Raw genomic sequence first — 15,017 nt, forward strand, 5'->3', positions numbered from 1 at the left:
TCGTGACCTGATTCCCGGAGAACCAGCCCGAGATCGCGCGACGGTCGGCTCGCCCCCTCCTCGAGCCGACCGTCGTCGCGCTATCTCCCTCTTACCCACTCGCCGGGCTTCTAAACCGAATCACGCAAAAAATTTTCAAAAGCGGACAGAAACTGGCCGGATGAGGTCAGAGGCTGAAGGCATGACGAACCACACCAACCAGCGACCGGTGATCCGCACCCAGGCCCTGACCAGGCATTTCACCCGCGGAAAGAAGACCGTCGAGGCCGTACGCGGGCTCGACCTCGAGATCCGTCAGGGCGAGCTCGTCGCCTTCCTCGGCCCCAACGGAGCCGGGAAGTCGACGACCCTGCGGATGCTGACCACTCTCATCCCGCCCACCTCCGGCACCGCCGAGGTCGCCGGCCACGACGTCGTACGCTCCCGCGCGGCGGTCCGGCGCTCGATCGGCTACGTCGGCCAGGGCAACGCCGCCGCGTTCGTGCAGCGCGGCCGCGACGAGCTGATGTCCCAGGCGCGCGCCCACGGCATCTCCCGGGCGGCAGCGAAGGCCCGCATCGACGAGCTGCTCGCCGCCTTCGACCTGCAGGAGTACGCCGACCGCCCGGTCCAGACGCTCAGCGGCGGCCAGCGGCGGCGCCTCGACATCGCCATCGGGCTGCTCAACCACCCGGAGGTGCTGTTCCTCGACGAGCCGTCGACCGGCCTCGACCCGCAGAACCGCGCCAACCTGCAGGAGCAGATCCGCCGGCTCCACGAGGACGGCACCACGATCGTGCTCACCACCCACTACCTCGAGGAGGCGGACGCGCTCGCCGGGCGGGTCATCGTCGTCGACCACGGCGTGGTGATCGCGGACGACACCGCCGCGCGACTCAAGGAGCGGCTCGGCGACCTGGTCCTGCTCGGCTTCGGCACCGAGGCCGACGCCACGTCCGCCGCCGCCCGGGCCGAGTCGGCGCTGTCCGGCCCGAGCCTGATCGAGCGCGCCGGCACCCAGGTCTCGATCCGCACCCCGCGCGGCGCCGACAGTGCTCCGGCACTGGCCATCGACCTGGCCGCCCACGGCACGCCGGCGATCCGGATGGAGGTCCACAGCCCCACCCTCGATGACGTCTTCCTCGACCTCACCGGCCGCAGCCTGCGCGAGTCGGCCGACTCCACCACCCAGACCGAAGGAGCAGCAGCATGACCACCCTCACCGTCCCCGCCACCCAGGTCCGCCGCACGACCCAGCCGCTGAGCAAGCCGACCGGGTTCCTCGCCGACACCTGGACCGTGCTGCTCCGCGAGCTCACACCCAAGCTGCGCCAGCCCGCCTCCATGCTCTTCGCCATGGTGCAGCCCCTGGTCTTCCTGGGCCTCTTCGCGCCGCTCCTGCCCGCTGTCGAGAACGGCAGCGCACTGCAGTGGTTCGTGCCCGGCATCGTCGTCATGACGGCGCTGATGGGCTCCTCGATGACCGGCGCCGACCTGACCGCGGAGATCCGCTCCGGGTCCCACGAGCGGCTTCTGGTCTCGCCCCTGTCACGGCCGTCCCTGTTGGTCGGACGGGCCTTGAAGGAGGTCGTGCCGGTCCTGTTCCAGGCCGCGGTCATCCTCGTCGTGGTGACACCGTTCAGCTTCGACCTCCACCTCGGTGGGGTCCTGGTCGGCGCCGTCATCGTCTCGCTCTTCGCGATCGGGCTGGGCGCGTTCAGCTTCGCCCTGGCCACCGCCGCGAAGGAGCAGGACTGGATCTTCTGGACGGTGCAGCAGATGCTGATCTTCCCGCTGCTGCTCCTCTCCGGCGTCCTCCTCCCGCTCGACGGCGCTCCCGGGTGGCTGAAGTTCCTCAGCGACATCAACCCGATGACGTACGTCGTGGAGGCGGAGCGGGCACTCTTCGCCGGTGAGTTCCCGGCCGATGTCGTCGCCGGCGGCTTCATCGCCGCAGCAGTCGTCGCCGTGGCCGGGGTGCTCGTCGGCGTACGGACCATGGAGCGGTCGAGCTGAACGGTCGGGTCGAAACTCCTTGACCTCAAGTTCACTTTAGCTTCCACACTGGACGCATGACATCCGGATCCCGCACCTCCCCGAGCCCGACGACGATCGTGCTCACCGTCATCGCCGGCACGGTGATGATCCCGATCGACATCACGATCGTCGCGGTAGCGATCGCCCGTCTCTCCCAGGAGACGGGCGCTTCGCTACCCGTGATCCAGTGGGTCGCCACCGGCTACACGCTCGCCCTCGCGACGGTCATCCCGGCCGCCGCGTGGGCGATCAGCCGGTTCGGCGCCCGCCAGGTCTTCCTGACCGCCATCGGCGTCTTCACGGTCGGCTCCGGCCTCGTCGCGGCCTCCTGGAACGTGGAGTCGCTGATCGCTTTCCGGGTGCTGCAGGGGCTCGGTGGCGGCTTCGTGATGCCGGCTGCGATGACCCTGACGCTGCGCTCGGCGCCGCCCGAGGAGCGCGGCCGGCTGATGGCTCTGATGGGGCTGCCGGTGCTGGTCGGCCCGGTCTTCGGGCCGGTGCTCGGCGGCTGGCTGCTCGACACCATGTCGTGGCGGTGGATGTTCCTCATCAACCTGCCGCTCGGCGTCCTCGGCGTCATCCTCGGGCTGCGCAACCTGCCGCGTCTGGAGGCCGGCCCGAGCGCCCGCCTGGACGTACGCGGCCTGCTCCTGCTCCCGCCCGCGATGGCGCTCCTCGTCCTGGGCACCTCGTTCGCCGAGGGCACGTTGTTCGCCCCTGAGGTGCTGGTCCCGATCGGGGCCGGGATCGTCCTGGTGGCGCTCTTCGTCCGGCACGCGCTCCGCGCCGCGGCCCCTCTCCTGGACATCCGGCTCCTCAGCCGGCGCCTGACCGGGGGTAGCGCAGCCCTGCTGGTCTGCTTCGCCGGCGGCTACTTCGGCTCGATGATCCTGGTGCCCCTCTACTGGCAGGTCGTTCGCGGCGAGTCCGCGACCACCGCGGGCCTGCTGATGGCTCCCGCCGGCATCGCGGCCGGCATCATGATCCAGATCTCCGGCCGCCTCATCGACCGCTTCCCGCCGCTGCCGGTGATCGGCTCCGGCATCGTGGTCGCCACCCTGGGCTTCGGCGCCCTGGCGCTCCAGCTGAGCGCCGACGCGTCCATGGCCGCGATCGTCGCGACCCAGGCGATCGCGACCGCGGGGGCAGGGTTCGTGCTGCTGCCGACGATGACCATCGCCACCCGCTACCTCGAGGACAGCGCCATCCCGGCCGGATCGACGATGATCAACGTGATGAACCAGGTCGCCACCGCGCTGTGCACCGCCGGCGTCTCCGTGCTCCTCGCCGCCGCGCTCTCCTCCCGCCTCCCCGGGCTCGGCGACGACGGCGTCGGGGCACTCAGCTCCGTCCCGCCGGCCGAGCTCGCCGCTGTCGCTCCGCTGGCCGCCGAGGCTCTGCAGGTCGCGTTCTGGCTCCCGGTCACGATGATGGCGACCTCAGCCGTCATCGCGGTCATCGCCTTCCGGCGTACGCCGTCGGCGCGACCGGCTCCTGCCGACGGGCGTCAGCCGGTGGCCGCGGCGGTCGTCGACTGAGCGTCTACCACGGGCGGCCGTCGCCGGGATAGGGGTAGGGACGGCCCGGACCATAGCCCGGGCCGGGGTGCGGCCGGACAGGAGGGACCGGGCCACGGTGGACCGGGGCACGGTGAACCGGGCCACCACCCGGGTAGGGCCCGACCGGGCGGACGTGCCGGGCCGGATAGGCCTCCAGAACGCGACGGTGCCGTTCGCGACGCCAGCGCCGGGCCAGCAGGAAGGCGATGAGCAGCCCGAGACCGGACAGCCCGAGCACGGCGACCGCCATCTCGACGTACCCGATACCGAACAGACCGCTCGAGGCCGGGCTCGGCGACTCCGAGGCGTCGGTGAAGGTCACCGGGCCTGCCGTCTCCGAGTCCCCCGCCAGAGCCGAGGGCGACTCCGACGCGGACGCCGACGGCGACTCCGAGGGCGATGTCGACGGCGATGCCGACCCCGACGGCGTACGCGACGGGGTCGGCGATGCCGTCGCCGACTCCTTCGGCTTCGAGGTCTGGCGTGGGGTCGGCGCCTTGGTCGAGGCGGGAGCGGTCGGCGCCGGCGCGGCAGCCTTCGGCTCCGCTGTCGGGCGGACGCCGGGCGGGTACTTCGCGAAGACCTGGACGCCCCAGCTGGTGCCGTCGACCACGACGAACGCGATCCCGATGTGGGTGTAGTCGCCCAGGATGTTGGCCCGGTGGCCGTCGGAGTTCATCCAGCCCCGGTGCATCTCGGCGCCGGTCGGGTAGCCCATGGCGACGTTCTCCCCGACACCCTGCCACCCCTCGGGCACCTGCTCGGCGAGGTCGGGGTTGTGGGAGAGCTCTCCGTCGGCGGCGATCTCGTAGGCCCATCTCCGCGCCAGCTCGTCGAGCGCGGAGTCGCGCGTGAGCGGGTCCAGGCCGGCCTCGGCACGCGCCGCGTTGGCCAGCCGCTTGATCGAACCACCCTCCCCCGCGGAGGCCGGAGCGGCGCCGACGAGCAGCGCGACGGCCGCCAGCATCAGAGCGAGGACACAGGACGCGAGGCGATGCATGTGGGGGAACATCCCCGCCAGGGTATCGACCTTTACTCTCGGGCGCCGCCCTCGACATGGCGCTCGATGTGGGCCGCGATCCCGGCCATCAGCAGACTCTGCCCGAACGCGGACGGGTCGTCCGAGTCCGACGCCGCGCCGGGCGCGGCAGGCTGCCAGGTGGCCATCGAGGCCATCAGGTTCGGGAAACGCTCCGGATCCGCGTACGTCACGAGCATCTGCTCGAAGGAGGCGTAGGCGTTCTCCTGGTCGGAGAGCGCTGCCTCGACCTCGATCTTCGCCTCACCCAGGGCGTACTGCGCGATGATCCCGACGATCGCCAGCTTCTCCTCGGCAGGCAGCGCCACCTCGCGCAGGTAGTAGAAGCCCAGGTCGATCCAGGCCAGGCGGTTCGGTCCGGGGAGCGCAGTGGCGACCGGCAGGTCCAGGAACCACGGCTTGCGCACGGCGAGGTCGACCTGGGCGCGCATCCAGGCCGCCAGGCCCTCGCGCCAGCCCAGGTCGCGGTCGGGCGCGGGCAGGTCGGCACAGAGCCGGTCGGCGAGCAGGATGAGGAGCTCGTCCTTGTTCTTCACGTGCCGGTAGAGCGCCATCGGCGAGCAGCCCACCGCCTCCGCGACCCGGCTCATCGAGACGGCGGCCAGGCCCTGCTCGTCGGCGATGTCGTAGGCGGCCTCGACGATCTGGGCGAGGCTCAGCGCCGGCTTGGGGCCGCGCCGGCCGGCCGGAGGCTTGCCCCACAGGCGAGGGATCAGGTCAGAACTCATCGCGTCCATCATGCCCTGCTCCTTCCCGAAAGCGGTTGACCGCCCGACCAATCTGCGTAATCTATAAACAGTTAATGCCATACGCTATTAGATCGGACGACCCATGAGCACATCCCCACGACCTCTGGCGCGCCAATGGTGGGTCTTCCCGCTGGCCGCCGCGACGGTGATCTTCCTGGTGACCGCATTGCCGCGATACGTCGGGCTGGACCCGTCGCAGTCGCTCGTCCCCACCGACCGGGGGCCGGCCTTCTACCCCGCCCTGGTGACGCACATCTTCTTCGGTTCGGTCATGCTCTGCTGCGGCGTACTCCAGCTGTGGCCGTGGCTGCGCAGCAACCACCCGAGGGTGCACCGCTGGACCGGCCGCACCTATGTCGTCACCGCGATCCCGACGGGCGTGGCGGCGCTGGTCACCAGCCAGTTCCCCGCGGCGGGACCGTCACAGCAGGTGGGCAACACGTTCCTCGCGGTGCTGTTCCTGCTGTTCACCGTGCTCGGCTACCGAGCCGCCCGGCAGCGGCGCTTCAGGGACCATCGTGAGTGGATGTACCGCAGCTACGCGATGGCGTTCTCGATCGTCGCCAACCGCTTCTGGGGCATGGTGATGATCCTGATCTTCGTGCCGGAGGTCATGACCGGTGCCGACATCGGCACCGAGGACCCCACCCTCGCCAGTGCCGCCGCGGCCTCGGCGTGGGTCAGCTGGGTGGTGAACCTGCTGATCGCCGAGTGGATCATCCACCGCAAGCCGCGCCGGCGCACCGAGCGCGCCGGTCAGGCCAGCGCGTCCCGCAGCGTCGAGCGCCAGACACCGGTGAGCTCCTCGAGCGGGATCTCGACGCTGCCGCCGTCGAAGGCAACCTCGTAGGTCGACCCACCGGTGACACCGAGCTTCGTCGCCGCGACGCCGTGGCGCTCGGCCAGCGAGGTCAGCCGCTCGACGTCGTCGGCCTTCACGGTGACGATCGCGCGGGCGACCGACTCCGAGAAGAGCGCCACGAACGGGTCGCCGGCCAGGGTCACCGAGACGCCGATGCCCGACGACATCGCCGGCTCGGCCAGCGCCTGCATCAGGCCACCGTCGGAGAGGTCGTGGGCGGAGGTCACGAAGCGCGCCTCGAGCAGCAGCTCGGCCAGCGCCTTCTCGGCCGCCAGGTTCACCTTCGGCGGCAGACCACCGAGGTGACCGTGCACGACGTGGGCCCACTCCGTGCCGGAGAGCTCCTCGTGGGTCTCGCCGAGCAGCACGACGACCTCGTCGGCGGCCTGGAACTGCGACGGCGTACGCGTGGTGACGTCCTCGATCACACCGAGCGTCGCAACCACCGGGGTGGGGTGGATGGCGACGTCGCCGGTCTGGTTGTAGAGGGAGACGTTGCCGCCGGTGACCGGGATGCCGAGCTCGAGGCAGGCGTCCTTCAGGCCACGGGTGGCCTCGGCGAACTGCCACATCACGTCGGGGTCCTCGGGGGAGCCGAAGTTGAGGCAGTCGGAGATGGCCAGCGGCTTGGCGCCGACGGAGGCGACGTTGCGGTAGGACTCCGACAGTGCCAGCTGGGCACCGGCGTAGGGGTCCAGCTTGGCGAAGCGGCCGTTGGCGTCGGTGGCGAGCGCGACACCGAGGTTGGTCGACTCGTCGACGCGGATCATGCCGCCGTCGGAGGGCTGGGAGAGGACGGTGTTGCCGCGGACGTAGCGGTCGTACTGCTCGGTGATCCAGGACTTGTCGCACAGGTTCTCCGAGGCGACCAGCTTCAGGATGGTCTCGCGGATCTCCTCGGCGGAGGTCGCACGCGGGAGCTTCTCGGCGACGTCGGCCTGCAGAGCGTCCTGCCACGACGGGCGGGCGTAGGGGCGCTCGTAGACCGGGCCGTCGTGGGCCACGGTGGTCGGGTCGACGTCGACGATGGTCTCGCCGTGCCAGTCGACGCGCAGCCGGCCCTCGCCGGTCACGGTGCCGATGACGGCCGCCTCGACGTCCCACTTGGCGCAGATGTCCATGAAGGTCGCCTCGTCCTCGGGCGCGATGACCGCCATCATCCGCTCCTGCGACTCGCTCATCAGGATCTCCTCCGGAGCGAGCGTCGAGTCACGCAGCGGCACGCGCTCGAGGTGTACGTGCATGCCGCCGTCACCGGCGGCGGCGAGCTCGGAGGTGGCACACGAGATGCCGGCCGCGCCGAAGTCCTGGATGCCGCGGACGATGCCGGCGGCGAAGAGCTCGAGGGTGCACTCGATCAGCAGCTTCTCCATGAACGGGTCGCCGACCTGCACGCTGGGCCGCTTCGCGGGGCCGTCCTCGTCGAACTCGACGCTCGCCAGGATGGAGGCGCCGCCGATGCCGTCGCCGCCGGTGCGCGCGCCGTACATGATCACCAGGTTGCCGGCGCCGGACGCCTTGGCGAGGTGGAGGTCCTCGTGGCGGAGCACGCCGACGCAGAGCGCGTTGACCAGCGGGTTGCCGAGGTAGGAGGCGTCGAAGACGGCCTCACCGCCGATGTTGGGCAGGCCCAGGCAGTTGCCGTAGTGGCCGATGCCGGACACGATCCCGGGCAGCACCCGGTGGGTGTCCTCCTCGGCCAGCGGGCCGAACCGGAGCGGGTCCATGACGGCGACCGGCCGCGCGCCCATCGCGAGGATGTCGCGGACGATGCCACCGACGCCGGTCGCGGCGCCCTGGTGGGGCTCGACGTAGGAGGGGTGGTTGTGGGACTCGACCTTGAAGGTCACCGCGTATCCCTGGCCGACGTCGAGCACGCCCGCGTTCTCGCCGATGCCGGCGAGCATCTTGCCGGCCGGGGTCTCCTGCGGGATCTCGCCGAACTGCTTGAGGTGGACCTTGGAGGACTTGTAGGAGCAGTGCTCGGACCACATCACCGAGTACATCGCCAGCTCCGCACCGGTCGGGCGGCGGCCGAGGATGCGCTTGATCTCGGCGTACTCGTCCTCCTTCAGGCCGAGCTCGGCCCAGGGCTGCTCGCGGTCGGGGTCACCGGCAGCGTGGTGCACGGTGTCCAGGAGCGGAAGATCGGACGCAACGGCAGCGGACGAAGTCTCGGTCACGGGCAGAAATCTACGTCAGAAGTGCCCAATCCCCCGAGTCGTCAGCAGGCGCTGATCATCTGGGCAGCCCGCGCCACTCCCGCAGGTCGCGGATCTCACCGAACTCCTCGAGCGCCTGCCGGGCGACCTCGCCGTCGCCGGCGTACGCCGCCACGCTCCAGCCATGGCCCTCCACCATCTCGGCGGTGATCCAGGAGGCCTCTCCGTGCGGGGTGGGCAGCCGGCGCGGGCGCCAAAAGAGCGACATGGCACCGTCGGAGCGCTGCTCGATCCGCGGGGTGGAGCCGGCCGCCGCGTACTTCCGCCGGCCGGTCCGCCACTCGCTCCAGTAGGCGTAGTGGAGGTAGACCTGGCCGCCGCGCCAGGACATCGAGCACTCGACGAACAGGTCGCGCGGGCCGGTGTCGCCGTGAATGCACTCGCCGCTCCGGGCGGCATCGCCGTAACCGGGAAAGACCCACTTCATGCCGTCCTCGCCGCGCGGGTCCGGGCACCGGGTCAGCGAGCCGGAGCCGTTGCCGTCCCAGCAGACATAGGGCGTGTTGACCCGCTTCGTGGTCGAGCTGACCGGGTCGGCCGCCGCGAACGGCGCGGCCACCTCACCGCCGTGGGCGACATGGATGATCCCAGCGACCGCCAGCGCGAGCAGAACGGTGATCGCGAAGAGGACCGGCGTCACCCGGTCACGTCGTCGTTGCACAGGCACGCACCCCCTTGCGAGCAGTCCTTTACCGAAGTCTTTACCAAGGTAACGCCGCCAACCGGGTTTGGTTAGGGCCCATCTGGGCGAGGACCAAGGTCCCGATGCGTCCGCCGGCCGAGATCCCCACCCCGCGGACAGGCAGCCCTTTAGTCTTCTATTTGTAGTTTTTCACTAAAGAAAGGCCCTACAGTGTCCTCCCCCAGCACGCTCAGCCGACGCAGCCTCCTGGCCACCGGGGCAGGCGCGATCGCCGCCACCGGTCTCGCCACCCCGGCCAATGCCGCCACCGAGGAGCCGTTCAAGGCCCGGAAGGTGGATCGGCCCAAGCGCAAGCCCAACCTCCTGGTCATCCTGGGCGACGACCTCGGCTGGGCCGACCTGTCCGCCTACGGCTCCCCGGACATCCAGACGCCCCACCTGGACCGGCTCGCGGCCTCCGGTGTGCGGTTCACCGATGCGTACTCGGCCTCCTCGGTCTGCTCCCCCACCCGCTTCGGCCTCTACACCGGGCGCTACCCCGGTCGCCTCGCCGGCGGCCTGCCGGAGCCGATCAGCTCCCCCAACGAGCTGCACGGCATCCCGGTCGACCACCCCACCCTGGCCTCGCTGCTCAAGGACCAGGGCTACCGGACGGCACTGTTCGGCAAGTGGCACTGCGGCTATCTGCCCTGGTACAGCCCGACCCGGGTCGGCTGGGACGAGTTCTTCGGCAACTTCTCGGGTGGTCTCGACTACTTCTCGAAGGTCAACCACAACGGCGACCACGACCTCTACGAGGACGAGGTGGAGGTCGAGGACCTCCGCTACTACACCGAGATCGTGACCGAGAAGGCGGTCAGCTTCATCGAGCGCGACCACGACGCACCGTGGCTCCTGAACCTCAACTTCACCACCCCGCACTGGCCCTGGGAGGGACCCGAGGACAAGGCGGTGAGCGATGAGCTGACCGCCCGGATCGAGAGCGGCGAGAAGGGTGTCCTCTTCCACGACGACGGCGGCTCGCTGGCCACGTACAAGACCATGGTCGAGGACCTGGACCAGTCGATCGGCCAGGTCATCAAGGCCCTCGAGCGCACCGGACAGCTCCGCGACACCGTCGTCTTCTTCGCCAGCGACAACGGTGGCGAGCGGTTCTCCAACGTGTGGCCCTTCACCGGCGCGAAGTCCGGGCTCAACGAGGGCGGCATCCGGGTGCCCACCATCCTGAGCTGGCCCGGCACCCTGCCCGGCCGCCAGGTCAGCGACGAGCCGGCGGTGACGACCGACTGGACCGCGACGTTCCTGGAGCTCGCCGGCGCGACCCCGGCGGAGGACTACCCGCTGGACGGCACCAGCCTGGTCCCGTTCCTCTTCGGTGGCCGGCCGCGCGAGACCCAGGACCTCTTCTGGCGGATGCGGGGCCAGCGGGCGCTGCGCCGCGGCTCGCTCAAGTACCTGAGGCTCGACGGCGTCGACCACCTCTACGACCTCAGCCAGGACGTACGCGAGCAGGCCGATCTGGCCCGGAGACGACCCGAGGACCTGGCGGAGCTGCGGGCGGCCTGGGAGAAGATCGACGAGACGCTGCTGCCGTACTCCTGAGACGACCGGAGCTCGGATGTCAGATCAACCAAAGGCGGCCGTCTGCGCGAGTCCACTGGTAACTGAGTGACAGTTGTGACTACCGTGACGAAATCATGGGGGAATTCACCAGGTTCACGTACGTCAGACGGGCTCTCGGCGCCGGCTTGATCTCCGGCGTCGTCGGGGTCGCGGGGCTGGCCGTTCCCAGCCCTGCGGCCGCCGCGAACCCGGTCACACCGGGCAACTTCACCGGCTACGGCTTCGACCAGTGCCAGGCGCCGTCGCAGACGGCGATGGACCGCTGGTGGAAACACTCCAACTTCGGCGCCGTCGGCATCTACATCGCCGGTAACTCGCGCGGCTGCCGCAACCAGACCAACCTGAGTGCGACCTGGGTGCGCACCCAGCAGGCCCGCGGGTGGCGGCTGCTGCCGATCACGCTCGGGCCGCAGGCATCCTGCAACCCGCACTTCCCGCGCTACCGCGACGACCCGCGGATCAGCGCCAACTCGACCAACCAGTACGCCACGGCCAAGCGCCAGGGCGTCAACCAGGCCAACGCCACCGTCGAGGCTGCCAAGCGCTACGGCATCGCCGCCGGCAGCACGATGTTCTACGACCTCGAAGGCTTCGACATCGGCAACAAGCGCTGCCGGGAGTCGGCGATGTGGTTCGTCTCGGCCTGGAGCCACCGGATCAAGGCGCTCGGCTACCGACCGGCCATGTACTCGAGCGCGTCCTCCGGGATCAAGGCGATGTACGCCGTCTGGCACGCCCAGCCGCGCGGCTTCGTCTACCCCGCGGACCTGTGGATCGCCGACTGGGACGGCCGCCCCGGCACCTCGACCCGCTACATCCCCGACACCCCGTGGAACCCGCACCGCCGCGTCAAGCAGTACCGCGGACCCCACAAGGAGACCCACGGCGGCACCACGATCGAGATCGACTCCAACTTCGTCGACCTCGGCCGAGGCTCCTACGCGCGGCCGGTGACACATTGCGGCGGCGTGCCGGTCAGCTTCACCAGCTATCCCGCCCTGAGGCCGCGCACCAGCTCCTACACCCCCTCGCCGATCTACACCAAGGCCCTCGAGTGCATCCTCCGCGAGCGCGGTGGCTTCAAGGGCCCCATCGACGGGACGTACGACGCGGGGCTGGTGAGCTCCGTCAACGCCTGGCAGCGCGCGCACGGCCTGGCGGTGCGCAAGACCTGGACCCAGGGCGCCTGGAAGACGCTGTGGGCCGCCAACAGCCGACCGCTCCTCAAGCGTGGCTCCGCCGGCGAGAGCGTCCGCGACCTCCAGCGCGCCCTCAGCGCCACCTCCGCGCCCGAGCGTCCGAAGATCACCGGCGTCATGGACTGGAACACCCAGGTCGCCCTCGTCGCCTACCAGAAGCGCCTCGGTCGCACCGCGACCGGGATGGCCACCGAGGTGACCTGGTACGACCTGGCCCACGGCCGCTGAGTCCGAGGTCGTGAAGCTCAAAGTTACCAAAGGGCCACGCTTCGCATGACAAAACCAAAGGAGAAGGGGTTGGGGAGGGCGCCGGGCAGGTCGGCGAGGAGCTCGCGGGCGCGGGCGGCGACCTTGTGCTCGACCAAGACCTCGTACTTGGTCGGGACGATCATCTTGACGCTCGAGAAGTCGCGGGTGCCACGGGTGGCGGCGTAGCCGATCAGCGACCAGATGAGGCCGAAGACGACGCCGAGGAGCACCGTCGAGAGCAGGATGAACAGGAAGTTCTCGCCACCGAAGAGCGACATGATCAGGCCGACGAAGACACCGAGCCAGGCGCCGGAGAGCACGCCGGCCAGCGCGACCTTGCTCCAGGTGAGGCGGCCGGTGATCCGCTCGATCTGCTTCAGCTCGGTGCCGACGATCATGCAGTTCTCGACCGGGAACTCCTTGTCGGAGAGGAAGTCGACCGACTTCTGCGCGGCCGCGTAGTCGTCATAGGTCGCGAGCGACTGGGGGAACTCCAGCTTCAGCGGACTCTGCGGGCCGCCGACCGGCGAGGGGAAGGACATACGCCCAGTCTGCCCTAGGGCAGGTCAGGATTTGAGGACGCCGTTCGCAATGACGTCGAGCATGGGACGTACGTCCTTGGCATCGAGCGAGGACTGGTCGGCCATGGTCGCGACGCCGCCGAGGAGACGGCAGACGTCGAGGTTGTCGACGCCCTCGCGCAGCACGCCGTGCTCGGCCATCTCCGCGAGGACACTCTCGTTGGCGTCGGCGTAGGTCTGGCACTTGGTGCGCAGCGGCGAGTCCTGGCAGCCCAGGGAGGCCGTGATCTTGGCGGCGGCGCCCTGGTGACGGGTCAGCAGCGCGACGTACTCCTCGAACCAGGCGAGCAGCTTCTCGCGGCACCCGCCCTCGGTCGCCATCGCCTTCTCGACGTGAGCGGAGACCTCCTCGATCCAGGTCGCCATGATCGCCTCGTGGAGCGCCTCGCGCGTCGGGAAGTGGCGGTAGAGGGTGCCGGGACCGACGCCCGCCCGCCGGGCGACCTCGTCCAGGGGCGCGTCGAGACCGCGCTCCTTGAAGACCGCATGGGCGACCTCGATCAGCCGTTCGCGGTTGCGTTGCGCGTCGGCTCTCATCAGGACCTCCTCGGTGGCTCCCCGCTGCACTGCGGGGCCTCAAGTTAACAGCAGCCACCGCCCGCCCATCTAAATGCATTGCTAAACGGAGACACTCTCCGGTAGTGTCCTAGACAAGCGGAGACTTTCTCCGCTTCACTGTACTCCTTTTCCGTCTCCAACAGGAGCTCTCGAATGACATCCACCGTGGCACCACCCACGCCACCCGCGGCCACCAAGGCCGCCGGCGCCGGGATCGCCCTGGTCCTGGTCGCCCAGCTGATGATCGTGCTCGACTCGGCGGTCGTGAACGTCGCGCTCCCCCGGATCGCCGACGACCTCCAGTTCACGCCGGCGGCACTCACCTGGGTCCTCAACGGCTACACCCTCGCCTTCGGCGGCCTGCTGCTGCTCGGCGGCCGCCTCGGCGACGTCTTCGGCCGGCGACGTACGTTCGTGGCCGGGCTGTCCGTCTTCACCCTCTTCTCCCTCGCCGGCGGCCTCGCGCCGACCGACGACCTGCTGGTCGTCGCGCGCGCTCTGCAGGGCTTCGGGGCCGCGATCGCCGCGCCCCAGGTTCTCGCGCTGCTGACCACGTCCGCGAAGGACGAGGCCGGCCGAGCACGCGCGATCGCGCTCTTCGCGGCCGTCTCCTCCAGCGGCGCCTCGATCGGGCTGATCCTCGGCGGCATCCTGACCGACATCGCGTCGTGGCGCTGGACGCTGTTCATCAACGTACCCATCGGGCTCGTCGTGCTCGCCCTCGTGGGCCGCCTCGTCTCCGAGACCGCCCGGCGACCGGGACGCTTCGACATCGTGGGAGCCGTGACCGCCACCGGTGGTGCGGCCGCGATCGTCTGGTCGCTGATCGGCGCCCCGGAGCACGGCTGGACCTCGGCGCGCACCATCGGCGGCATCGCGGTCGGCCTGCTCCTGCTGGTCGCCCTCGTGCTCACCGAGCGACGGGTCGCCCACCCGCTGCTGCAGCTCCACCTCTTCAACAGCCACCGCCGCGTGGCTGCCTTCATCGCCGCGGTCGGGCTGGTCGGGGCGCAGTTCGCGACCTTCTACCTGACCGTGATCTACCTGCAGGGCGTGCTCGGCATGGGGCCGCTCGCCTCCGGGCTGGCGTTCCTGCCGCTCACCCTGATGATCTTCGCGATGTCCCGGATCGCGCCTCGCATCGCGTCGCGGATCGGGATGTCGCGGGTGCTGGTGCTGGGCGCCGCCGGCCTGACGGTGTCGTTCCTGTGGCTGAGCACGCTGTCGGAGACGAGCACGTACGCCGGCGCCGTCCTGGCCCCGTTCCTCCTCAACGGCGCCTTCGCCTCCCTCGTCTTCACCTCCACCACGGCTCTCGGCCTGGAGGGTGTCGACGCGGCCCACGCCGGCTCGGCCTCGGGCCTGGTGCAGACGATGCAGCAGCTCGGCGGCTCGATCGGTCTGGCCGTGATCGCCTCGGTCTACGTCGCCAACGGCACTCCCGGCGAGGTCGTGCCGGGGATGCGCGAGGCCTTCTACGCCGCCGCGATCCTCGGTGGACTCGGCATCATCGCCTCGCTGAGCGTGGTGCTGCGGCGCCCCTCCGGCGCGCGTGCGTACGCCGCCGGGCAAGCCGCGGTCGAGGTCGACTGAGGCACGGATGACCCGCGGTATGAGTAGCTCGGGCTATGGCGCGGGGTGCCTGCCGGTGCTATCCCGTGAACCATGGGGGGTATCACTTTCAGAGGCGCCGGACGCGCCCTCTGCGCCGGCGTCG

Annotated in this window: 13 protein-coding genes; 7 read left to right on the plus strand and 6 right to left on the minus strand. The window is 70.1% G+C overall.

From position 1 onward, the window contains the following. Positions 1–181: 181 nt before the first annotated feature. Genes ACFVJS_RS07460 through ACFVJS_RS07470 form a run of 3 tightly spaced genes read left to right on the plus strand, consistent with a single transcriptional unit; the run spans position 182 to position 3,554 of the window. Positions 182–1,192: an ATP-binding cassette domain-containing protein gene (locus ACFVJS_RS07460; protein ID WP_378878290.1), complete on the plus strand. Its 1,011-nt coding sequence runs from the start codon at positions 182–184 to the stop codon at positions 1,190–1,192. Next, the gene (locus ACFVJS_RS07465; RefSeq protein ID WP_378878291.1) at positions 1,189–1,995 is read left to right on the plus strand and encodes an ABC transporter permease; all 807 of its coding nucleotides are present in this window, start codon (positions 1,189–1,191) and stop codon (positions 1,993–1,995) included. Before ACFVJS_RS07460 ends, ACFVJS_RS07465 begins: the two co-directional genes overlap by 4 nt. Positions 1,996–2,051: 56 nt before the next feature. Then, on the plus strand, positions 2,052–3,554 hold the full coding sequence (locus ACFVJS_RS07470) for a DHA2 family efflux MFS transporter permease subunit (RefSeq protein WP_378878292.1): 1,503 nt from the start codon (positions 2,052–2,054) through the stop codon (positions 3,552–3,554). Positions 3,555–3,558: 4 nt separating this feature from the next. Here the strand turns inward: ACFVJS_RS07470 and ACFVJS_RS07475 are convergent, their stop codons facing one another. Both ACFVJS_RS07475 and ACFVJS_RS07480 read right to left on the minus strand, forming a co-directional pair. Then, positions 3,559–4,587 (minus strand): CAP domain-containing protein, encoded by a 1,029-nt coding sequence (locus tag ACFVJS_RS07475; protein ID WP_378878293.1) that lies wholly within the window; start codon positions 4,585–4,587, stop codon positions 3,559–3,561. Positions 4,588–4,607: 20 nt separating this feature from the next. Then, positions 4,608–5,342: a TetR/AcrR family transcriptional regulator gene (locus ACFVJS_RS07480; RefSeq protein ID WP_378878294.1), complete on the minus strand. Its 735-nt coding sequence runs from the start codon at positions 5,340–5,342 to the stop codon at positions 4,608–4,610. Between the two features lie 103 nt (positions 5,343–5,445). On the opposite strand from ACFVJS_RS07480, the gene ACFVJS_RS07485 reads away from it, so the two are divergent. Then, positions 5,446–6,213, plus strand: coding sequence for a DUF2306 domain-containing protein (locus tag ACFVJS_RS07485; RefSeq protein WP_378878295.1), 768 nt, complete (start codon positions 5,446–5,448; stop codon positions 6,211–6,213). Here ACFVJS_RS07485 and purL read toward each other — a convergent pair. Then, positions 6,120–8,408, minus strand: a complete 2,289-nt coding sequence (purL, locus tag ACFVJS_RS07490) for a phosphoribosylformylglycinamidine synthase subunit PurL (protein WP_378878296.1) — start codon at positions 8,406–8,408, stop codon at positions 6,120–6,122. The two genes, ACFVJS_RS07485 and purL, sit on opposite strands and share 94 nt — an antisense overlap. Before the next feature lie 55 nt (positions 8,409–8,463). Further along, entirely contained in the window at positions 8,464–9,108 is a 645-nt protein-coding gene (locus tag ACFVJS_RS07495) for a hypothetical protein (protein WP_378878297.1), read from the minus strand. 192 nt (positions 9,109–9,300) lie between these two features. Between ACFVJS_RS07495 and ACFVJS_RS07500 the strand changes: the two genes are divergently transcribed. Together ACFVJS_RS07500 and ACFVJS_RS07505 are read left to right on the plus strand one after the other, a co-directional pair. Beyond that, positions 9,301–10,692, plus strand: a complete 1,392-nt coding sequence (locus ACFVJS_RS07500; RefSeq protein ID WP_378878298.1) for a sulfatase-like hydrolase/transferase — start codon at positions 9,301–9,303, stop codon at positions 10,690–10,692. A gap of 95 nt (positions 10,693–10,787) precedes the next feature. After that, complete coding sequence (locus ACFVJS_RS07505) at positions 10,788–12,140, plus strand: glycoside hydrolase domain-containing protein (protein ID WP_378878299.1); 1,353 nt, start codon at positions 10,788–10,790, stop codon at positions 12,138–12,140. Positions 12,141–12,163: 23 nt separating this feature from the next. Here ACFVJS_RS07505 and ACFVJS_RS07510 read toward each other — a convergent pair whose 3' ends face one another. Further along, positions 12,164–12,703: a general stress protein gene (locus ACFVJS_RS07510; protein WP_378878300.1), complete on the minus strand. Its 540-nt coding sequence runs from the start codon at positions 12,701–12,703 to the stop codon at positions 12,164–12,166. A gap of 24 nt (positions 12,704–12,727) precedes the next feature. Next, on the minus strand, positions 12,728–13,279 hold the full coding sequence (locus tag ACFVJS_RS07515) for a TetR/AcrR family transcriptional regulator (RefSeq protein WP_328528693.1): 552 nt from the start codon (positions 13,277–13,279) through the stop codon (positions 12,728–12,730). 174 nt (positions 13,280–13,453) lie between these two features. Here ACFVJS_RS07515 and ACFVJS_RS07520 point away from each other — a divergent pair, with 174 nt between their 5' ends. Further along, positions 13,454–14,893, plus strand: coding sequence for an MFS transporter (locus tag ACFVJS_RS07520; RefSeq protein ID WP_378878301.1), 1,440 nt, complete (start codon positions 13,454–13,456; stop codon positions 14,891–14,893). Positions 14,894–15,017: the final 124 nt, after the last annotated feature.

This window comes from Nocardioides sp. NPDC057772 (genome assembly GCF_042798075.1).
Classification (GTDB): domain Bacteria; phylum Actinomycetota; class Actinomycetes; order Propionibacteriales; family Nocardioidaceae; genus Nocardioides.